Genomic DNA, 20616 nt, shown 5'->3' with positions numbered 1-20616 from the left:
TCGGTCGTTCGTGAGGTGTGGGTACTCGACCGTGGACCGTGGACGACGACTTGTGGGTGCTGATCGAGCCATTGCTGCCGCCCTGGCCGCAGAAGGGGCCCGGGCCGTGCCCGGTCGCGGACCGGCTGTGCCTGCAGGGCATCCTGTACGTCCTCTACAACGACATTGCCTGGCAACTCCTTCCTCCGGAGCTGGGGTTCGGCTCCGGGCAGACCTGCTGGCGGCGCCAGGGCCGCTGGCAGCAGACCGGCGTCTTCGACCAGCTTCACCGGGTACTGCTTGCCGAACTGCACGCGGCCGGCGAACTCAACTGGTCACGGACGTGCGTGGACGGTTCTCACGTCCGCGCAAAAAAAGGGGGCGCCCATACCGGGCCGCACTCCGCACGCGCAGGATCCTGCCGGTCATCTCCCGCAAGGACGCCCCGAACATCAAGGGCATGGGCAAACTCCGCTACGTCGTCGAGCAGACCTTCGCCCTGCTCCACCACTTCAAACGCCTCCCCGTCCGTTGGGAACGCAGACCCGAACTCCACGACGCCTTCATCTCGTTGGCCTGCAGCCTCATGAGCAGTGGGAAACCACTGTGGCGCCGGACCGGCATGCCCGAAACCGGCGGGCGCCCCAGGGGCGAGGCATGAGAAGGTGCGGTTCGATCCGGCAGAGGGGGAAGTATGGGGCTGATCTACGGCTACGACATCTATCTGCGTCCCCGGAACGTCGCCAGGGCGTTGGCCAATCTGGCCGAGCTGGCCCCACCGACCCATGCTGTGCCGCCGCTTGAGATCACGCTTCCCGGCGGTGAGCGGCTCGTCCTCCCGTTCACGTCCCACTTCACGAGCGAGCCGGTCGACTGCTCCACGAGCAGCACACTCGTGCTCGACACGTCCCTCATGTTCGACGTCGATGACGCGCTGCGCGAGTACGCGAGGACGGACGGCCCTGAGCCCGGGGCGGACGGGCGCATCCAGATCGGATACATCTACGCGACGATCCGGTTCGAATCCTTCCTGCACCCTGGCTACACGTCGGTGGAATGCTGGGCAGCGACGTCGAGGATGAGCCGCTTGTTCGCGCGGTCGCCCAACATCAGGAAGGTATTCACCGACCTCGCCGCCGCCAGCGGCGGAGTGTGCTGCCTGTTCGACACCGGCGACGGCGGCCCCGAGCAGGTGTGCTGGCTCAACGGTGAAACCACCCAGGAGATGGTCTCCGGTCCCCGCTTTCCAGATCGGCGAGCACTTGTGGCGACTTGGTCCGCCCCCGAGAGGTGAGCACCGGTGCCCCATCTCCGAGGTCACAAAATCGTGTTACGAGTTCATAGGTATCCCGGCCGGCTTCCCCTCGTGAATGCCGACGGCGGCCTGGAAATCCACCCATCAGGGACGTCCCTCAAGGAGAGCTGGGCTCAAGGCAGTGCCCGGTAGCTGATGACTCGTCCCGAGATCTTCGGCGAGGACCGTCGCACCACGCTCAAGCAGCCGCTGGCCCGCTGACAGCTACGCCGTCGGCCTGCTCGGCGACCTCGACGCCGTACGAGCCGGTGTGACCCTGCCTGACAGCTCGGGTGTGGCCGAAGACCGAGTCACCGACCTGAAACTGACCAAGAGCGTCAGACGGCAGACCGGCCGGCATCGCGCTGCTGCGCAAGCGCGTCATCCTCGTCGCCCACTCCCACCGAGCGCCTCAGCACCGGACCGACGACGGCCTATGGCCGATCACCAGCTACGAAATCTTGTACGAGCCAAGAGCTACACCCTTCTCAGCTTCGACCTGGCGGTCCGTGGCGCCGAGAGCGATGACTGCGAGTTGCCGGGCGCGGGCGAGGCGCCGGCGGTGCGCAGCTCGTCTCGCGCTACCCAGTACGGCCAGGCAGGGCCGCGGCAGGTCTCCTCCTGCCATCGGTCCAGCCATGCCAGGCTCACACGGAGGGCTTCGCGGTGGCCGCCGACGGCAATGCCGCTCCGGGCGGCGAGGGCCAGCAGCGCGAGCACACCGCCGAAGCCATGCCTTGCCGCTGTGGGCGTGCCCGCCGGGATAACGGTCGTCGGGGCGACCGGCGGGTCCGGTTGACGTCCACCAGCCCGGCAGGGCTCACCTTCGTGGGCAGCCGGTTCGGTGAGGCGTTCGCAGTGGTCGAGGATGGCGCGCACCACCGCACCGGTGGGTTCGTAGCGCAGGAAATAGGCGCCATAGCCCGCCACGCCACGGATTGTGTCGAACCCGGCGAGTTCCGGCAGGTGCCCAGCGGCGGTGCGCGGCTGCGACGCGGCGGTGGACGTCTGCGGCCATGTGCCGGTCCAGGGTGTCCCGGGCGCGCAGATAGGGGCCGGGCAGGTGGTCGGCGGCGGCGTCCGCCACCTTGGGCGCGAGAGGCGGCACCAGCCGTCACCGGGACCGGTCGGCCCCCGGCTTCCAGGCCTTCCGGCGCTCCGAACCCGAGAGCCGCAGGGCGCCGCCGGGCGGGGCCGACGCCGGGGTGCGGCACTGCGGGACGGCCTCGGACCTCATGTGGTCCACGTCGGCCGGTCCTCGGCCCCGGGAACGGCCCGGGAGCCCGCCGGGCCGGGGCATCGAGTGAGTCACATGATGGTCAGTCCGTCTCGTATTCCGGTCGATGATCCGATGGCGGGCGCACACTGGATGCAGATGGCCATGTGTCGTGAGCCGAACATGGAGGTGGACCATGAGCACCCTCGAAGAACACATCGACGTCGGAGTTCCGATCGACACGGTCTGGGAGAGTCTCCACCGGGTGGAGGACTATCCGCGCTTTGTGGAAGGAGTGCGTGAGGGCCGCACGGAGAAGGACGGCCGAGCGCATCTGGACGTCGAGACCGGCGGCCGGGTCCGGGAGCTCGAGGCCGAGGTCTCCGACCGCAAGGGGGAAGGCGTGATGGAGTGGCGTACCACGGGCGCCCCCGAGCTGGTGGGTTCCTTCTCGCTGCAGCCGATCAACGAGAACCGCACCCGCGTCCAGGCACGGCTCGAGTACGACCCCAGCACGGTCAGGGAGACACTCGGCGGGCCGAAGGGATTCGCCCAGGCGACCGCGATCGAACGGCTCGTCCGCAGCGATCTGGAGCATTTCAGGGAGTGCGTGGAGCAAGGACGGTGAGCAGGAGAAAAGGCGGGCGCTGTCAGGCAGTCGATGACGGCAGCCTCCGGTAGGAGCCGCCGCGGCGCAGCGAGCTGGGGTGCTGCAGCTCGTGCTCGCGGCGGTGTGTCGACGGAATGCTCTCCCGCGGAGCAGCGACATCAGGCGGGCGGTACGCCGGTCAGGTCTCGATCACAGCATCGCAGTCCGGGCAGACCACAGATGCGTACCCCGCGGGGTACCAGGGCGCCCCGAGGCGCTCGGAAGGCTTCCAGTCGGCCGTCTCCATGGCGAAGGTGTCCTTGCCGCAGAGGGTCCGCGGTCCCGCGGCGGCGGGTGCCCCTGGGGTGGAGGGCGCCGCGTGCACCCTGCGTACGGGCCGTTCCGCACCAGCCGGCATCCCCGGGGCAGAGCTCGTGGCCATCGGCCTGTCGAGCTCGTACACGACGACGATCCCGCTCATTCCTCCGAACTCGCTCACTCCTCCACAGTAGGCGGCCGCGCGGCCGCCGCGCCCGCAACCTCGAGCCGGGTGGTCATCCAGCCCCGTCCACCTGGCTGCCCCCGTATGCCGGCTACCAGGATTCATTCGCAGTGCTCCGGCCTTCAGGCCGGGGGTGAAGAGAATCTGATGGTGGCGACGCGGAGCGTCGCGGATTCTGGTCCGGCGGAGCCGGATGCCACGTGTTCACCACCGTGGCATCTCACCACCGGTGCCAAAGTGACCCTTCGATCTCGGCGACGGCGACCTGCTCTGTTGCCGCCCTCCTGGAACCCGTACTGACCGGCAGGCCCGCGCAGCCGCATCAAGCGGCAGTCGTTGGGAGCGATCCCGATGGACCCGCGCTGCATTGCCGTGGCCGAGGCCCTGCTGCCGGCGCCGCGCCTGACTGGGTTCCGCGGGGTCTGGCCAGTGTGAGGGACCCTCGCAGAATTTCACGCGTCTCGACGATCAAGTTTCGCCGTGCACGGCTCACATCCGCACAAGACGGCTCTGGTGGTGCCAGTCAGGTGCGGGGTGCGGGTGCTGTGCTCTCACTTGACATAGTTGACCCCGCCAAAGTGGCAGGGAAGGAAGGGTCATGGACGAGGAACCGGAGCGCTACCGGGTCGAGTTCGCGAGTGGTAGTGCCGCCTCGGTGGAGAATCGGCGCTCCTTCCGCGACCGCGAGCGCAACGACATAGAACCCGACCTGCCCGGCTGGCCCCCTGGACAGGCCTTCGCGGTGCGGGGGTTCTTCGGCAAGCTCGGCCGACACGTCCGTACTTTCATCACCGGGCTCCTGATGTTGCCGCTGTACATCATCGCCAGCGCCCTCGGCAGTCCCGCGTCGCCCGACAAGCGGGGGAGGCTGGAGGAGCGTGAGAACGAAGTCGACGACTTCCCCGTCATGTGGGCGGGCGTGGGCGAGACGGCTCGTACGCTGCCCTGGCAGCTCGATCCCTCCCGGCGGTCCTGGCGCATGGTGACCGAGATCGAACTGGTCGAGTCTGATGGGCTCGTGCGCATTACGTCGTACGAGGACACGGCGCGGGGCAGCTGGTTCGTCTCCTGGGGCGGTGGCGAGAAGGTTCCGGGATCCGAAGCCGTCCTCTGGTCGTTGCCGCGGAAGGAAATCGCCGGCGCGGAGATCAAGCGTTTCAGCATGGCCGAGTCCGACTTCAAGATCTCCTTCCGGGATGGGTCGTGGGCCCGGCTGACGACGACTTCCTCGGACGGTGCGCGGAGGATCGTGGCTCTCCTTTGTTCAGCCTGACCAGCTGCACAGCGCCGATACCGGGCGTTGCCGTGACCAAAGGAGGCGCTGGTGACACCGCCGGTCCCCGAGTACTTCACCCGGCAGATCCACGAGCGCGCGGCCGGGCCAACGGGCGGCTCGTTGGCGGGTGATGGTGAAACCTGCCAGGTCAGCCGGTGACGGGCCATGCGCGCAGCAGGGCGGCGATCCTCGCGGCCGTGCAGGTGGGGTCGCGCAGTATCTCGCGCAGGCCGAGCGCGTCCTCGCGCGTGGGTTTGACCGGGATCCCGGAGGCTTCCAGGTACATCACGCCCGTCGCCGCGGCAACGGCCATGTTGGACCGCTCCAGCCAGCGGCAGCGGCCGAGGACGTGCATCAAGGCTGCAGCACGGGCGTAGGGACCGTCGTAGACGGGCTCATCCAGCAGTTCAGCCTTGTGGCAGGCGACCGCGGCCACCGGCACGCCGTAGTCGTCCGGGGACGGGTCTGCCGAGCCTGCGATCTCCGCGACCTGCAGGATCCAGGGGACGTCGATGTGCAGTTCCATTACGCGGCGTGTGCCCCCGGCGCGTTCCGGTCGGCGTCCTCGGCCTCGTCGAAGAGCTGCTGGTGCTCGTCCAGGAAGCGGCGCGCGGCGTCCAGGCCGCGCCGGCGCAGGCCGTCGGCGTCCTCGCGGACGAGACGGGCGATGTAGTCGCCCAGGTCCAGGCCGCGGTCCTTGGCCCGGGCCTGTGCGAGCTTCTTGACCTCGGGGTCGACGCGCACGCCTAGCTGAGTCTTCGCCATATCGGCATGGTAACAGCTGTTACCAGCCGTGCGGCCTGGTGGTCTCCCTGGCGTCTCCGGTGGTGCGCCCACCGTCGACATCGACGGTCGGGCAGCGGGTGTGGAGAACGGCTGCGTGTCGGCCGTCGGAGGGCCCGAGGGCGGGTCGGATGCACCGGCCCGCCCACTCCCGCCGGCCTTCCTTCTGAGTCGCCCGTGGTCAGGGGAGCTTGATCAGGGTGTAGTCGTCGCAGTAGCCGGCCGCCGAGCCGGAGTTCTTGTAGCAGTACACGGCGGCCGAGGTGGTGGAGGCGCCCGTGGTGAAGAAGATGGGCTGCTGGGCGTAGGAGGTCGTCGAGGCCCGCAGATAGGTCTCGGTGCCGCCGAAGCTCTTCACGCCGACCGCGACCTCCTCACCGGCGGTGCCCACCTTGGCCCAGGCGGCCAGCAGGTAACTGCCGCCGGAGGTGAGGCCACTGACCGTCTGGATGCCGCCGCTGGCGCTGGCTCCGGTCTGCAGGGCGTACGTGCCGGTGCGGGCGTTAGACGCGACCACACTCGACGCCGTGCCGGTGCTCTGGATCCACGGGGTCAGGGTGCCGGTCTCGAAGCCGGGGTTGGTGACCGCGTTGGTGGCGGAGGAGAGGGGCTCGACCGCGAGGTCGTCGCAGTAGCCCGCGCCGCTGCCGCCGGCGTTCTTCCAGCAGTAGACGGTGGCGGTGGTGCTGGAGGAGCCGGTGGTGAACTGGACCGCGGCCTGGGAGTACGACGTGGTGGCGATGTTGGTGTACGTTTCCGTGCCGCCGAAGCCCTTGACGCCGATGGCGAGGGTCTCACCGGCGGTGGCCACCTTGCCCCAGCCGGTCAGCAGGTAGGTGGTCGACGGGCTCAGGCCGGTCAGCGCCTGGTTGGAACCGCTGCCGCTCGCCGCGGTGGTCAGGGCGTCGCTGCCGGTGTGCGCGTTGGCGGCGGTCACGGACGACGCGCTGCCGCTCGCCTGGGTCCAGGGGGACAACGCCCCCGTCTCGAAGCCCGCGTTGGTCAGCAGGTTGCCGCCGGTGCCGTTGTAGGCGCCGATGTTGGGGGCGGCCGTCGCGGAGACGGCGTTGCCGAAGGCGTCGTAGCCGCCGTTGGAACTGATCACGGTCCCGGCCCGGATCACCGGGGAGGACGGGTGCACCTGGTAGGCGTTCTTGCCGGTGTACGAGGACGAGGTGTTGGCGTTGCCCGCGTTGCGGAACTCGGGGTCCGCGGTCACCTTCGCGGCGTCGGTGGGCTCGCGGGACGGGTGGTTGCCGTAGAAGAGGTTGTTGGAGTAGGTCGAAGTGCCGGTGGTGGTGAAGTAGTTGCCGGAGCCGTAGTTGAAGACCGCGTTGTTCTGGAAGGACAGGGCGCCGCTGATGGACGTGCCGGAACGGGAGTACAGGATCGGGGTGCTCAGGCCGTCCCGGACCGAGAAGGTGTTGTTGTAGAACAGCGGGATCGCGGATGAACTGCCGCTCTGGTTCGGGACTCCGCCCACGAAGTGCAGGACTCCGCCGCCGTGGGTCTGGGTGCCGGAGGCCGGGCAGCCGGAGTTGCTGCCGTCGTTCTCGCTGATGTTGTAGCGGACCACCGTTCCGTCGCTGGGCACGGTCGAGGTGGGTTCGTTGGCGATGGTGAAGGGCGGCATCACCAGCAGGAAGCCGCCGAGGTTCTGGTGGCTGTAGTTGTACTGGAACGTGGTGTTGTGGTTGCCCCAGTCGACGTCGAACCCGGTGCCGTCGGCGCCGTTGATGTGGCAGTAGACCTCGTTGTTCTGGACCACGGTGTTGCTGCTGCCGGACATCCAGATGCCGGCCGAGGCTCCGTTGCAGTACTGGCCGGACGGCGGGCAGGTCGCCTTCGCGCCGCCGTAGCCCGCCTTGTTGCCGTCGATGAGGGCGCCGTCGTTCTTCACGACGAGAATGTCGTCGGCGCCGTCGTAGGTCATCGTGTTGCCCCGGATGACGGTGCCCGTGGTCAGGCCGGTGCCCTGGCCGTCGGCGTCGGGGGTCACGGCCACCGCGATGCGGTCGACGTGGTCGAAGGTGTTGTTCTCGACCACGACGTCGTCCCAGGTGGAGACCGGGGTGGTGTGGTCGGTCTGGACGCCCACGCCCGCGTTGGTGGAGTACCAACCACCGCCGTAGCCGGTGATGTTGTGGATGTACATGTCGTGCACGCGTATGTGGTGCAGGATGCCGCCGGAGCTGTTCTCGGCCAGGACGCCCGAGCGGTAGGCGGGTGAGGAGGCGCTGTCGACGAGTTCCAGGCCGCCGATGTCCCAGTACTGCTGGTTGAGCAGGTGGATGACCGCGCCCGTGGCGCCGGCCGCGTCGATGATCGGCTTGGCGCCGGAGCCGTAGGAGCTCATCGAGATGTTGCTGCCCGAGGCTCCCGAGCCGCCCGGGGAGAGCTGGCCGGTGCAGGTGGTGCCGGTGGCGAAGAGGATGCTGTCGCCGGCGGCGAAGGTGGTGCTGTTGACGCTGCTGACCGAGTTCCAGGGGCTGGACTGGGTGCCGGTGCCGTTGGTCGTGGCGGAGCAGTTCACGTAGTAGGAGGTACCGGCGGCCAGGGCGGCTGGGGCCGGGAGGAGGAGGACGCCCGCCAGGGTGGCGAGCAGGGTGAGGATCCGGGATGCCCGGCGGTCCGGGCGGTCCGTTCTGCGACGCTTCATTGCGGCGCTCCTTGGTGGGTGAGGTGTCCTCCGCGCTGCGGGGCGCGACGCGGGTCTTCCAGCACCGGGCGGGCCGGCCGAAGCTGTTTACGCCCGGGGTCTGTGGCGGGGCCGTCGCGGTGGTCCGACGAGCGGCCGCCCTACCGCGACGGCAGTGATGTCGGGAGGGGCGTTTCGAGGACGGAGGCGTGTCGCATGCCCTGCGGCAGCGCCAGGGAAGCGGGCTCCCAGTCCACGCCGTCCTTGCTGCGGGCCGCCCCGTACCGACCTTCGAGGTAGTGGTCGAAGATCATGACCATCTCGTCTCCGCGGTGGAAGATCGACGGTCCTTCCACCACCGAGGGCGTGACCGGTCCGGCGGAGTCGGTGTACGGACCGCCGGGGGTCTTGAAGGTGGTCAGGTGGATGTCCTTGTGAGCGGTGGCGAGGTCATTGGTGCCGCGTTCGTCCTTGTAGGCCATGAGGAAGCCGCCGCCGTCCAGCTCCCGCACAGTGGCGTCGATGACCGAGTGACCGGGGTCGAAGAAGAGACCGGGGGCCGAGAACGTGCTGAAGTCCCCGGTGGTGCAGTGCCAGATGCGGTGGTTCTGGCCGACGTGCTCGAAGTCGCGGCCCTCGGCCGTGCCCCCGGCCTCGACGACGGAGGACCAGATGAGGTGGTACAGCCCGGTCCCGCGGTCGAGGAAGAACTCCGGCGCCCAGGCGTTGAGGGCGCCCTCCACGTCGGCCATGGCGGGGAGGAGTTCCTGAGCCGACCACGTGACAAGGTCGGCCGAGGTGGCATGGACGATGCGGGGGCTCGTCCAGCCGTCGGTGGCCAGCAGATGGAACAGGCCGTCGGGGCCCACCCCGATGAATGGATCCCGCAGTCTGCCGGTGCCGACCGTGCCTCGCAGCACGGGCCGGCCGCCGTTCACCGTCGCGAACTCCTCGCCGTCGTGGCTGTAGGCCAGGTGGAGCGCTTCGTCGGCGTCGGTGAAGTATGAGACCACGTACATCGGTGGTGGGGTCCTTCCGGGACATCGGGGCAGGGGGCGCCCCTGGACGGTGAGGTCGTCGTGTGGCTTGGAGCCCGCGGATCGACAGGCAGGTCTGGACGGCCGGGGAACGGGTGCGGTCGGCAGGCCGGGTGCGGGGACGCCGGACCGTGAGCGGGACCGCTCTGCTCAAGGGCTGGTCCTGTGGATCGCCCGCGAGTGGTTGGGCCGGGTGGCCGCCCTGGCAGGCGCGTTCTGTTGCCACCGAGTGCGGCGGACCGACGGGGCGGGCTCCCGGTCCGGTCGTCCGTGGGGAGAACGCAGGGCACAGGGCACAGGCACCACGGTGCTGGGTCCGATCCCGGCACAGCCCGGTTCCGGGCCGACGTCGCCCGGACTCGGAGCGGGTTGGCCGTTCATCCGGCTCCGGAGCCGACACCAGGGCACCGACGTGCAGCGCAAGAGCGTCCCGGCCTGCGGCACCGGCTCTGGGCCGCGCCTCGGGGCAGGGCTCCGGACGGGCGCCGGTCCGGGGCGGTGGCCGGCCCGAGGACCGCCATGGCCCGGTTGCGTCCCGGCCGGGGGGCGAGGGACTTGGCCGTGCCCGGGTTCCTCACTTGACCGCCCCGGCGGACATGCCGGCGACCACCTGGCGCTGGAAGAAGACGAAGATGATCAGCAGCGGTACGACACCGAGCAGGGCGGCCGGGAACAGCGTGGTCGGCTGCACCGTGTGCGGGTCGATGAAGGAGTACGCGTTCACCATGACGGTCCGCTTGCCCGGGTCCTGCAGGAAGACCAGGGGAACCAGCAGGTCGTTCCAGATCTGCAGGGAGATGAACGTCAGGAGCGTGCTGGTGACCGGTCGCAGCAGCGGCAGGATGATGGTGAAGAACGTACGGAAGGCGCCGCAGCCGTCGAGTGCCGCAGCCTCCTCCAGATCCGCCGGGATCGAGCGGATGAAGCTGGTGTAGAAGAACACGGCGACCGGGAGGTTCAGGGCCGTGTAGATGAGGACGACTCCCGCATAGCTGTCCAGCAGGTTCAGGTCGCGCATCAGCAGGTACAGCGGCGCGACCACGACGAACACGGGGACGGACGTGCCCAGGATGAACAGCCGGTACACCGCGGTGGACCAGTGCTGGGTGATCCGGGCCAGCGGATAGGCGGCGAGGGAGCCGATCACCGTGACGGCCACGCACGAAAGGCCGGTGATGAGCAGCGTGTTGAGTGTGCTGGACCCGTAGTGGATCTGGCTGAAGGCGTCGGAGAAGTTCTTCAGGGTCAGCGAGTGCGGGACGCCCAGCGGGGAGCGGGCCACGTCCGCCGCGGTGCGCAGCGAGGTGACGACCGTGAACAGGAACGGCAGGACGAACAGCAGCGTGCCCAGGCACAGCAGGACGGTGCCCAGGCCGGTGGTCAGCCGGCGCAGCGGGGTGCGGGACGTCCCGGATGTCGTACGACTGCCGGGGAGGCGGGTGGCGGGCCGGGTCCCGGAGACGGACGGGACGTCCGGCGCGGTGGTGTCTGAAGTCATGGTGGCGATCCGTCAGCTTCCGTCGGATTTCAGATGCGTCGCTCGCGGAGCCGGAGCAGGGAGGAGGTGGCGCTGGACAGGACGACCACGGTCACGAGAAGGACGACCGACAGCGCGACGCCGTAGGCGAACTTCCCGCCGCCGAAGACGTTCCGGTAGACCAGCAGGGTCAGCGTGTCCGTGGCTCCGGCGGGGCCTCCGTTGGTCAGGACGAGGGGGAACTCGAAGACCTTCAGCGAACCGATGAGGCTGAGCGTCACATTGACCGTGAGCGCCGGGGCCAGCAGCGGCCATTCGATGCTGACGAAGCGCCGCCAGCCGCTCGCGCCGTCCAGCGCGGCCGCCTCCAGCAGTTCGGTCGGCATGCTCATGTAGCTGGCGAGGAAGATCGCGCAGGAGTAGCCGGTGAACATCCAGATGTTGACGGCGGCCACCGAGTACAGGGCGGTCGAAGTGTCGCCCAGCCAGACATGGTTGAGGCTGTGCAGGCCGACCAGGTCGAGCAGCGCGTTGATGCCGCCGGTCGGGGCGAACAGGTACGACCAGATGAAGGCCGCCATCACCGGTGAGATCAGCGTCGGCGTCAGCAGCACGACGCTGAGCACCTTGCGGACCCCGGGGCGGCGGAACAGCATGCCCGCGAAGAGCAGCCCGAGGCCGTTCTGTACGACCACGACGACCGCCGCGTAGAGCACGGTGTGCCACAGGGCGTCGGTGACGGCCGGGTCGTCGGCCATGGCACGGTACTGCTGGGTGCCGACGAAGTTCGCGATCGGGCCGCCGAGGCTGTCGGTCATGCTCAGATAGACGCCTCTGGCCAGCGGATACAGCATGAACACGCCGTACACGACGATCGCCGGAAGCAGGAAGGCGGCCATGGTGGCGCGCCGTCGGTGGAACACGGGATCCTCCTCTTGCCCGGAAGGGCCGTGGTGGGGCGGGGCGTGAGCCGTCGACCGCGCCCGCACCACGGCTGACCGGGGGTGGCCGGGTTACTTGGCGTTCGCCGCGGTCTGGATGTCCTTGAGGGTCTGCGCGGCGGACGCGTTGCCCAGCAGATAGGCCTGGATCTTGGAGCCGGTCGTGGTCTCGGCGGCCGTGCCGTACCAGGAGTTGGACGGGAGGATCCGGTAACGGCCGTCCTTGAACGCCGTGGTGAAGGCCGTCGTCTCGGTGCTCTCCGGCGTCGTGCCGTCCGAGAACGGTGACTCCGCGTGCTCGGCTTCGAGGTACTTGGCGAGGTTCTCGCTCTGCGACCAGAACTTGAGGTACTCGCGCGCCGCGTCACCCTGCTGGGACTGGGAGTTGACGGCCCACATGGTGCCGGAGAAGAGCATCCCGTTGGGCTTGGTTCTCGCGGCACCGCCCGGCCAGGGCGCGAAGGAGACCGGGAAGCCGGCCTTCTTGACGTTGGAGACCTGCCACGCGCCCTGGTACCAGAAGGCGCTCTTGCCCGCGCTGAAGTCCTGCGGGCCCTGCGCCCACTCGTCGATGCCGAGTTGGTTCTTCCAGTTGACGTAACCCTTGTCCTCCAGGGTCTTCAACTGCTCCAGCGACCCCTTCCAGTCCGGGTCGAAGGACGTCTTGCCGTCCAGGAAGCCGGCGTCCCACGTCTTGTTCTTCTGGTAGACGAGGGTCGATCCGGCGGCCTGGAACACCGAGCTGCCGGTCCAGGCGCTCTTGTCGGGGAGCGCGATGGGGGTGATGCCGGCCTTCTTGACCTTGGCGAGGTCGGCGAGGAACGTCGGCCAGTCGGCGGGTACTTCGGTGATGCCCGCCTTCTTCAGCAGATCCATGTTGGCGTACAGGCCGATGCCGATCAGTTCCATCGGCATCGCGAGGGTCTTGCCGCCGGACTGCGCGAAGGGCTTCGCCTCCGAGGCTATTTTGCTCGCCCACGACTCCCCGGACAGGTCGGCGAGGTAGCCGGAGGCGCCCCACTTCTTCATCTTGTCCGCGTCGACCATGATGACGTCGCCGGCCTTGCCGCCCAGCAGCTCCGGCTGAAGCTTCTGCGTATAGGTGGGGTCCGCGGTGGTGTACTCGAAGTCGACCTTGATCTTCGGGTGAGCCTTCTCGAACGCCTTGTTGATCTCCGCGACGTTGGCGGGCTCCGCACCGCCGCCCTTCCACGCCTGCACATGGAGGGTCACCGTGCCGTCGCTGGAGGCACCGGACGACCCGCCGCCACACGCGGCCAGCGACATCGCCATGGCGATGACCGTGGTGGCGACCGCGAGACGTCTCCCAGAACGCTTCATTGCACACCTCACTCGTCGGTACGGACCGACTTGTCATGTCTCAAGGGGTTTTGGATCGATCAGCCTGCACCGTGTGGGCACAGCACTGATACGTGTGGAAAAGGGCCGGTCGACCCGAGTTGCGGCGAACGTTACGTGCCGATGGCCGGGACTGTAACGCAAAACTTAGGCGACATCTATACGTAACTTTCCGTGGCCGACTCACCCGTTGAGCTTGCCGCGCCCCAGCCCGCACGCCTCCCCTGCTGGTAGGGCCAGAGCCTGGCTCCCGGCGGAGGGCATCATTGACTCCCCCTCGCGTTATCGTTAAAGTTTCCCTAGGTATGCAAGCGAGTGGAACGGCCCCTCGCCCGGTGATTCGACGAGCGGCCTTAAGCTGGACCGAGGCCGACAGGCAGAAGGAGTTCGGGTGGCACGGCGCGTGACCATCGCACAGGTGGCCGAGGAGGCCGGCGTCTCCGCGATGACCGTGTCCAATGTCATCAACGGCAAGCCGGGAGCCTCCGAGGAGACCCGACGCCGTGTCATGGAAGTGGCCGGGAAACTCGGCTACCGGCCGAACGTCTCGGCCCGCAACCTCAAAGCCGGCCGCAGCGGCCTCATCGGCCTCATCGCCCTGGACCTGACCAGTCAGTACGGCCTGGAGATCCTTCGCGGAGTCGCCGACGAACTGGCCAGCGCCGAACAGGAGCTGCTCGTCAACGCCTCGTACCACGACGCGGTGCGGGAGAAGGACCGGATCGAGTTCCTGGCACGCGGCCTCGTCGACGGCGTACTCCTGATCGCACCCGTCCTGGAGGACGAGACGATCGAGCTGCTGCGCCGCCAGAAACTCCCCTGTGTCATCATCGATCCCCGACGCCTGGACGTACCGCTGCCCCGGCTGAGCGTGGACAACTACCACGGGATGCGCCAGGGCACGCAGCACCTGATCGACCTGGGACACACCCGGATCGCCTACCTCCGCGGCGAGGAGGACCTCGAAAGCACCTCGATCCGCTTTCAGGGCTTCGAGGACGCGATGCGGCTCGCCGGACTGAAAGTCGACGAGCAACTGGTCGCCACGTGCGACTTCTCCTACGCCAGCGGTTTCCGCACCGCCACCCGGCTGATCACCGAACACCGCCCTACGGCCATCGTCGCCGGAGCCGATCTGATGGCACTCGGCGCCGTCGACGCCGCTCGGGCGTGCGGCCTCAACGTACCCACCGACTTCTCGGTCGTCGGCTTCGACGACCTTCCGCAGGCGGCGCAGAGTTTTCCCGGCCTGACCACTGTGCGCCAGCCGCTGCACGACATGGGCCAGAAGGCGGCCCGCGCGCTGCTGTCCGTCATCGAAGGACAGCAGCTACTCATGGAGCACATGGAGGTCGGCACCGAACTCGTGGTGCGCAACTCGACCGCCGCGCCACCCGGCGGCGGAGCGGCGTGACCTACGCGATGCCACAGCAGCCCTCACGGCAGACCACGGGCCGGCGCTACGCGAAGACCGGCGGTGCACTACATCGGTCCGGCACCTGATCTCCGCGCCCCAGAACCCGATCCCCGCAGACAAGGGCGGGACTACTACCGCAGTCGCGATCCGGCGGACAACCCCATCGCCACCGGAGGCAACGGCGTTCACGCCCGCCCTGACACGCAGTTCCGCACTCGGCCCCGACCGGGGTCGTTCACCGGGTCCGGTGATCAGGCTGTGGCCTTGGTGAGCCGCTGACCCCACCGGATCGACTCGAGACTCCTGCTTGCGGGAGACCCGGCCAACAGGCCTGTCGCGGCCCGGAGAGCCGATACGCTGGAAGGCAGCCATGAACCGGGGGCGGGGCTGGGGGCGGGGGCATGGATCCGCGAATGCAGTTGTCGGTGGGCGGATACGTCTGCGAGCGCGAGCTCGGCCGGGGCGGGCAAGGTGTGGTGTGGCTCGCCCGGGACCGGACGGGGCGGCAGGTCGTGGTGAAATTCCTGCTGCCGGGCAAGGAGTACGACGAGGTCGCGCTCGCCCGCGTACGCCGGGAGTTCGGCGCGGCGAGCCGAGTCGGTGAGCTGGCCACGGCGCGGGTCCTCGACGCCGATCTGTCCGGGCGAAACCCGTACATCGTCAGTGAGTTCGTCCCGGGGCCCACGATCCACCAGCATGTGGCCGCCAACGGCCCGCTGCCCTCCGGGCGGCTCCAGTCCCTGGCGCTTGCCGTCGCGCACGCGTTGGCGCAGGTGCACCGGGTGAGTGTCGTGCACCGGGACATCAAACCGTCCAACATCCTGCTCTCCCCGGACGGACCGCGGATCATCGACTTCGGAATCGCCCGCGACGACCGGTTACTCGAGTCGGCGCTCACTACACCGGGCAGTGTGCTCGGCTCGCCCGCGTACATGTCGCCCGAGCAGGTCAAGTCGCTCCGGGTCACCAGCGCCTCCGATGTGTTCTCGCTCGGTGGCACGCTGTACTTCGCCGCCACGGGGCGGCATCCCTTCGACGGGGAGAGCGACTACGAAGTGCTCGTCGCCGTGTGCGAGCGCGACGCGGATCTCGCGGCGGTGCCGGAGCCGGTCCGTTCGATCATCGCCGACTGTCTGCGCAAGGACCCGGCGGAACGCCCCACGGCTGCCCAGCTCGTGACTCGGCTCGCGGGGGCGGCGGAGGCGACGGAGGGCGGGCAGACAGAGTCGGGTACGCCACCGCAACCGCAATCGCCACCGCCCGGACGCGGGAGCGGCGGCGCCGGCCCCGGCACGAGCGCCAAGCAGCTGCGGCTGTGGGGGTTGGCGGCGGGTAGCGCCGCGGCGGCAGTGCTGCTTGCCATCGTGCTCAGCACCACCTCGGGGGGATCACCGACGGAGGGCGGCCCGCAGGCCCACGGCTCGTCCTCCGCGTCTTCGTCCGCGTCGTCCGGGAGATCCGCCGGCTCCCAACCCCGCTCGTACACCGATGATTTGACCGACTCGGGCGACTGGTCGTACAAGGACCCGGCCCTGGGGAAGATCACCCACGAGGGCGGGACCATGCTGGTGGATCCCAGGACCGAGCTGGAGGTGTGGCCACAAGCGCCCTTCGAGCCGTCCTCGTTCGCGGTACGGCTGAGCACCCAGACGGCCTGGTACGGGGGCGAGGGCGGGGTCGGGCTGTGGTGCAACGGCTCGGGGGACTACCAAAAGGGTTCCCGCTGGGCGACCTACCTGACCACCGGTCAGGAGGCCCTGATCGTACGCGAGTTCCGGTTCAAGGGAACTTTCCAGCACGACCGCGTCGTCGAGGTCGACCTCGCGGACGTGGGCCTGAAGGTGGAGAGTCAGCAGCAGGTCGACATGTCGATGACCTGTTCCTCGGCCGGCGAGGGCCGAATCAAGGTGGAGCTCGCCCTCAACGGCACCCGGGTCGCCTCGTACACCGGCACCGCCTTCGACGAGCGGGGCTGCGGTGTGGCCGCCTTCCACTACAGCGCGACCGACCCGCAGGGCACGGCCTTCCACGCGGGTTTCGAGCGCTTCACCGCGTCCGAGCCGTCGGCGCGCTGACGGCGCGAGCCGCTCACCCGGACGGATCCTCAGCTGTTCTTCAACCTCCGGGCCGGGAGCGCTCCATGAGCGTGTCGGGCCGTTGACGGGGTTCTTGGCGCCGGGTGGCCATCCGGGACCGGCGCCGCGGAGTTGGGGAACACGGGCCGGGCAGAGCAGGTGAGCGCGGATGTCCATGAACCCCCGGCGGACCCGGGCCGGGGTGAGCCCTGCGGGTTCGGCCGGTTTCTCCCAGGACCGGCGGAGGTCGGCGGCCAGCGGCCGGGCGAGCCCCCTGCCACCAGCGGTCCACATCCGCCGCGATGGCTCCGGTCTTCGAGGACCACAGCCAGACCGGTGGCACCTCCCGCTCCTTGGAGAGGTCCTCGACCTTCAGCCGGACCCCAGTGCCCTCGACGACGGGGAGTTCACCGTCGTGCTCCAGCCAGGCCGGGCGGTGGGTCAGCCTCGGGTGGGCCCGGTCCCACGTCTGGGCTTCGGCCTTGCCGTAGTTGGCGGTGTCGGTGGCCATTGTCATGAAGGATTCGGGCCGCGTCTCGGGCTTGCCGAAGCGACACTGCGGCCCGTGCTTGGGCGGGCGCCCGCCCTTCGGGTCGTAGAGGCGGGGCGGCTTCGGCAGGCGCATCACCCCGTCGCCGCGGATCCGGCCGACCAGTTCGACGGGCAGATCCCGCAACACCCAGGCCAGGCGGGTGACCTCGTAGCCGGCGTCCCTGACGATCGCGATGTCCGGGTCGCCGGGCTGCCACTGGCCGACCGCGACGAGCCGCTCCACCACGGCCCTCAACAGGCGGAAGCGGGACGCTTCCGCGAACGCTTCCAGGCGGACATCATCAGACAGCAGACTCGCCATCACGGCCTTCGTCTCGGTCACGTGCACCCTGGTCGGAGCACATGATCAGACGGAGGTAGCCCGCATGTCCGGCGAATCCCACGCGAGCAAAACCCGTTCGAGACGCCGTTCGAGATCGTGGCACCATCTACGGCATGACGACGAACCGAAAGGTCCATGCCGCGTAGACGGCCAGGACACGTCCGGGCCGGCCTCCCCCGCCTGCACCGGACACCACGTGCAAGACCAGTCATCGACGGCCTGTCCTCGTGTGCACTGTCCGAGATCATCCGCCTTGAGCGCACTCGCAACTATCTGCAGCCAGGCGACGTCAGTGCGGCAGTGCGCCTGTGGAAGGACTACGTCCACCAGCCCGAGCGCGATCTGTGGCACGACTACGAGTGGGGCAACGTACACTGGTACTGCTGCGGCAACCCCCTCGAAGCCCGCGCTCTCCTCGACACCGTGATGCAGGCCATATCGCCTCGAAGCGCCCGCGAACTCCGTAAGATCATCAGTCGGTTTGACGCCATCTGGAACCTACCTGCTCCGCCTTACGACGCGGACAGAAGATGAAGCACAAGCTCAGAGCCCCGCGGCACGACAACCTTCGGACCCCTTGGTCCCTGATGGGGCGGCGCCACGCTGGACGTGCGGCGTGCAAGCGCCCGTAGTGCGCCGCCCCCATGGAACATCGAGACCGGTCCAGGTCGCCGCGGGAGCCCAGTTCGTCGAGGACGAGGCGGTGGGGCTTCGCCCACACCCTGGCCTTCGTCCATTCGGCACAGCGGCGGTGAGGGGTCGCGCCGGACGACCCGAACGATGCGGCAGGCAGCTGCTGCCAGGTACAGCCGGACGCCGCCACGAACACGATGGCGGCCAGCACTTCACGGTCACCGGACATCAGCCGCTCAACGATCCGCACCACAGCCAACAGCCCACCGAGACAGCCAAATGAGGGGGCTTCTCAGACGTCTGGGCGGGCGCCGCGTGTAGCGCCCGCCGATGCGGCCACCACGCACAGCACCGCGATCCACTGCGACCAGTGCAGCGACTCCTGGAGCACGATGAGACCGATGAGGGCCGCCATCGCTGGTTCGAGGCTCATCAGGATGCCGAACACGCGCGGTGGGATCTTGCGTAGTGCTTCCAGGTCCAGCGAGTACGGGATCACCGACGACATCAGTGCCACGCCGAGCCCCGCAATCAGAACCCAGGGCTTAATCAGCGCTGTTCCGCTGTCGGCCACGCCGAATGGCACAGCCACCAGTGCCGCGACGGCCATTCCGAGAGCCAGACCATTGCCTTCCGTGGTGTGGCGGCCCAGCGCCGCGCCGACCAGGATGTACAGGCCCCAACACGTTCCTGCGGCGAGGGCGAACAGAAGACCGACAAGGTTGAGGTCGCCGCGTCCCTCCATCAGCAAGACCACACCGCCTGCCGCGAGCACCGCCCAGAAAGCGTCCGGCCATCGTCTCGACCCGGCCAGGGCCACCGCCAGCGGCCCGAGGAACTCGACGGTTACCGCGATCCCCAACGGGAGCCGGGCCAGCGCCAGGTAGAAGCACAGATTCATCAAGCCGAGAATCACGCCGTAGCTGAGCACGACTGTCCACGTGCGACGATTCATGCGCAATGACGGCCGCCACAACAGCATCAGCACCGCCGCCGCGAAGGACAGTCGCAACGCGACTGTCCCGAAGCTGCCCACCGCGCTGAACAGATGCTTGGCCAATGCCGAGCCCACCTGAACGCTGACGATACCGACCAGTACCAGTGCCGTTGGCGGGATCGCGCCGAAGGCACGTCCGGCCAGCGCGGTCAGGGAGAAGCGGGGGGACGGGTCGCGTTTGGTCCTGTCGACGTTCGTGGTGGCCACGCGTGGACTATCGACGATCGGGTGCCGCGCGTCACGTGATTTTCCAAGACCAGGCCTTTGTCGGACACGCCCTGGTTCAGGTAACTGGCGGAGGGCGGTTACTCCCGACGCGCGCTAATCCTCGCTGGATGGTGCAGGGTCACCAAAGGCCCGCAGCCCCAAGTCGGATGCCGTCGCGGCAAGCCAGACAATCTCACGGTCGTCGGCCACCAGGGCACTTCTTGCCGTCTCGCACCAGTCTTCCTGATCAAGGAGTGCCAGGTAGCCATCCCGATAGGTCTGCCACCGACGGATGGGGGCGACTGAGCCCTCGTCTCCACTCTCGCCGAGATTCCTCGCGAGCAGGGCAGCGATGTAGTACCGGCTGGGGGAAGGCCCCAGTTGCTCAAGGTGACGCAGGTGTGCAGCCAGTACTTCCTCGGCGTGCGGATAGCGCGCGAGCGTCATGCCCATGCCCTGGCAGTAGGTGAGCACATGGACGAGTCTGCCTGCGTGGTCCACGGTCTCGGCATCCACAGCCGATCCGGTGAGGGCCTCATGGAGGCCCGCCGCCTCGGCTACTTTGCCGGCGAAATATCCGTTGAGGAAGTCCCCGTCAACGGCTCTCCGCAGCAGCCAGTGCTGAACGTCCGGATCACCGTCGCCCAGCCGGCAGAGCGCCTCGACCACATATACGCGCCCCCAGCCGGCCACTCGATCCGCCAGCCATAGGAGTGGCCCCGCTCCATCTGGCAGCCGCTCGATTGCGTTCGCCGCGAGTGGGCCGAAGGTGCAGGAGAGGAGCCCAATGGTCTGGACGTACGGAATATCGTGGACAGCGCCCACCGCGGAGAGCAGGGCCAGACCTACGACGACGTCGTCCGTGTCGGTTCCGTACCTGACGAGCCAGCGCCCGGCCTCCCTGGCCCGTGCTCCTGCTCGCAAGGCAGCTTCTGTGATGCGTGCGTTGGGATGAATGGGCACGTGGACGTCTTGGAAACGGCCGGCCAGTTGACTGGGCACGGACCGTGGGTCGGTGAAGTGCTCATCAAGGACCGCCGCGACCTCGGCCCCGACCTGCTCACGATCACGTGGACAGCCTGGTTGCGGACTACGGCGGCGGCGCTCCTCGTCGGGGTACGGCTCGCCGTCACGTGGCAGTGGGACGTCGGGAGTCAGCTCATGAAGCCGGAGGGCGTGCTCGAACAGCGGGGTCCTGGTTCCGGAAAGCTCAGTCCCGGGCATCTCGGTCACCGGCGGACGGAGGACTCGATTCTCTTGATCATGTCCCTGAGCATGCCATCACGTCACTCACCACGACAAGGCTCTATCGCTGGGCATCC

At 68.5% G+C, this 20616-nt stretch carries 16 protein-coding genes and 4 pseudogenes; 6 read left to right on the top strand and 14 right to left on the bottom strand.

Annotation, left to right across the window (positions count from 1 at the left end; translation table 11 throughout):
* The first annotated feature begins 17 nt into the window (after nt 1–17).
* Both AB5J50_RS49045 and AB5J50_RS49040 read left to right on the top strand, forming a co-directional pair.
* Nucleotides 18–640 (top strand): annotated as a pseudogene (locus AB5J50_RS49045) (transposase).
* Nucleotides 641–673: 33 nt separating this feature from the next.
* Complete coding sequence (locus tag AB5J50_RS49040; protein WP_369264987.1) at nt 674–1273, top strand: hypothetical protein; 600 nt, start codon at nt 674–676, stop codon at nt 1271–1273.
* A gap of 487 nt (nt 1274–1760) precedes the next feature.
* On the opposite strand, the pseudogene AB5J50_RS49035 reads toward AB5J50_RS49040, so the two are convergent.
* Nucleotides 1761–2381: pseudogene (locus AB5J50_RS49035) on the bottom strand (lanthionine synthetase LanC family protein); the annotation flags it as partial.
* 6 nt (nt 2382–2387) lie between these two features.
* Complete coding sequence (locus AB5J50_RS49030) at nt 2388–2519, bottom strand: hypothetical protein (RefSeq protein ID WP_369264986.1); 132 nt, start codon at nt 2517–2519, stop codon at nt 2388–2390.
* 166 nt (nt 2520–2685) lie between these two features.
* On the opposite strand from AB5J50_RS49030, the gene AB5J50_RS49025 reads away from it, so the two are divergent.
* Entirely contained in the window at nt 2686–3117 is a 432-nt protein-coding gene (locus AB5J50_RS49025) for an SRPBCC family protein (protein ID WP_369264985.1), read from the top strand.
* Nucleotides 3118–3277: 160 nt separating this feature from the next.
* On the opposite strand, the gene AB5J50_RS49020 is transcribed toward AB5J50_RS49025, so the two are convergent.
* Nucleotides 3278–3577, bottom strand: coding sequence for a hypothetical protein (locus AB5J50_RS49020; protein ID WP_369264984.1), 300 nt, complete (start codon nt 3575–3577; stop codon nt 3278–3280).
* Nucleotides 3578–4178: 601 nt separating this feature from the next.
* Between AB5J50_RS49020 and AB5J50_RS49015 the strand changes: the two genes are divergently transcribed.
* Nucleotides 4179–4853: a hypothetical protein gene (locus AB5J50_RS49015; protein WP_369264983.1), complete on the top strand. Its 675-nt coding sequence runs from the start codon at nt 4179–4181 to the stop codon at nt 4851–4853.
* Nucleotides 4854–5004: 151 nt separating this feature from the next.
* Here the strand turns inward: AB5J50_RS49015 and AB5J50_RS49010 are convergent, their stop codons facing one another.
* The 7 genes from AB5J50_RS49010 to AB5J50_RS48980 form a co-directional block, all read right to left on the bottom strand.
* Nucleotides 5005–5382 (bottom strand): fic family toxin-antitoxin system, toxin component, encoded by a 378-nt coding sequence (locus AB5J50_RS49010; RefSeq protein ID WP_369264982.1) that lies wholly within the window; start codon nt 5380–5382, stop codon nt 5005–5007.
* Nucleotides 5382–5621 carry a hypothetical protein gene (locus AB5J50_RS49005; RefSeq protein ID WP_327434526.1) on the bottom strand — a complete coding sequence of 80 codons (240 nt, stop codon included), beginning with the start codon at nt 5619–5621 and terminating at the stop codon, nt 5382–5384. Before AB5J50_RS49005 ends, AB5J50_RS49010 begins: the two co-directional genes overlap by 1 nt.
* Nucleotides 5622–5820: 199 nt before the next feature.
* The gene (locus tag AB5J50_RS49000; protein ID WP_369264981.1) at nt 5821–8298 is read right to left on the bottom strand and encodes a carbohydrate binding domain-containing protein; all 2478 of its coding nucleotides are present in this window, start codon (nt 8296–8298) and stop codon (nt 5821–5823) included.
* Between the two features lie 140 nt (nt 8299–8438).
* Complete coding sequence (locus tag AB5J50_RS48995) at nt 8439–9296, bottom strand: glycoside hydrolase family 43 protein (RefSeq protein ID WP_369264980.1); 858 nt, start codon at nt 9294–9296, stop codon at nt 8439–8441.
* Nucleotides 9297–9888: 592 nt separating this feature from the next.
* Nucleotides 9889–10812 (bottom strand): carbohydrate ABC transporter permease, encoded by a 924-nt coding sequence (locus AB5J50_RS48990; RefSeq protein WP_369264979.1) that lies wholly within the window; start codon nt 10810–10812, stop codon nt 9889–9891.
* Between the two features lie 29 nt (nt 10813–10841).
* Nucleotides 10842–11714 carry a sugar ABC transporter permease gene (locus tag AB5J50_RS48985; RefSeq protein ID WP_327434522.1) on the bottom strand — a complete coding sequence of 291 codons (873 nt, stop codon included), beginning with the start codon at nt 11712–11714 and terminating at the stop codon, nt 10842–10844.
* A gap of 90 nt (nt 11715–11804) precedes the next feature.
* Nucleotides 11805–13073: an ABC transporter substrate-binding protein gene (locus AB5J50_RS48980; RefSeq protein WP_369264978.1), complete on the bottom strand. Its 1269-nt coding sequence runs from the start codon at nt 13071–13073 to the stop codon at nt 11805–11807.
* Between the two features lie 409 nt (nt 13074–13482).
* On the opposite strand from AB5J50_RS48980, the gene AB5J50_RS48975 reads away from it, so the two are divergent.
* Together AB5J50_RS48975 and AB5J50_RS48970 are read left to right on the top strand one after the other, a co-directional pair.
* Entirely contained in the window at nt 13483–14505 is a 1023-nt protein-coding gene (locus AB5J50_RS48975) for a LacI family DNA-binding transcriptional regulator (protein WP_369264977.1), read from the top strand.
* A gap of 416 nt (nt 14506–14921) precedes the next feature.
* A complete protein-coding gene (locus AB5J50_RS48970) occupies nt 14922–16583 on the top strand; it encodes a protein kinase (RefSeq protein ID WP_369264976.1) in 1662 nt (553 codons plus the stop codon).
* 90 nt (nt 16584–16673) lie between these two features.
* On the opposite strand, the pseudogene AB5J50_RS48965 reads toward AB5J50_RS48970, so the two are convergent.
* The 4 genes and pseudogenes from AB5J50_RS48965 to AB5J50_RS48950 form a co-directional block, all read right to left on the bottom strand.
* Nucleotides 16674–17370, bottom strand: a pseudogene (locus tag AB5J50_RS48965) (transposase); the annotation flags it as partial.
* Nucleotides 17371–18077: 707 nt separating this feature from the next.
* A pseudogene (locus AB5J50_RS48960) lies at nt 18078–18313 on the bottom strand (transposase); the annotation flags it as partial.
* Nucleotides 18314–18382: 69 nt separating this feature from the next.
* Complete coding sequence (locus tag AB5J50_RS48955; RefSeq protein WP_369264975.1) at nt 18383–19294, bottom strand: DMT family transporter; 912 nt, start codon at nt 19292–19294, stop codon at nt 18383–18385.
* 114 nt (nt 19295–19408) lie between these two features.
* Nucleotides 19409–20518 carry a hypothetical protein gene (locus AB5J50_RS48950; protein ID WP_369265728.1) on the bottom strand — a complete coding sequence of 370 codons (1110 nt, stop codon included), beginning with the start codon at nt 20516–20518 and terminating at the stop codon, nt 19409–19411.
* Between the last annotated feature and the right edge of the window lie 98 nt (nt 20519–20616).

Source organism: Streptomyces sp. R35, assembly GCF_041053035.1.
In the GTDB taxonomy this organism is placed as follows: domain Bacteria; phylum Actinomycetota; class Actinomycetes; order Streptomycetales; family Streptomycetaceae; genus Streptomyces; species Streptomyces lutosisoli.
The sequence above is the reverse complement of the archived record's forward strand: the minus strand, read 5'-3'. Positions and strand labels throughout refer to the sequence as shown.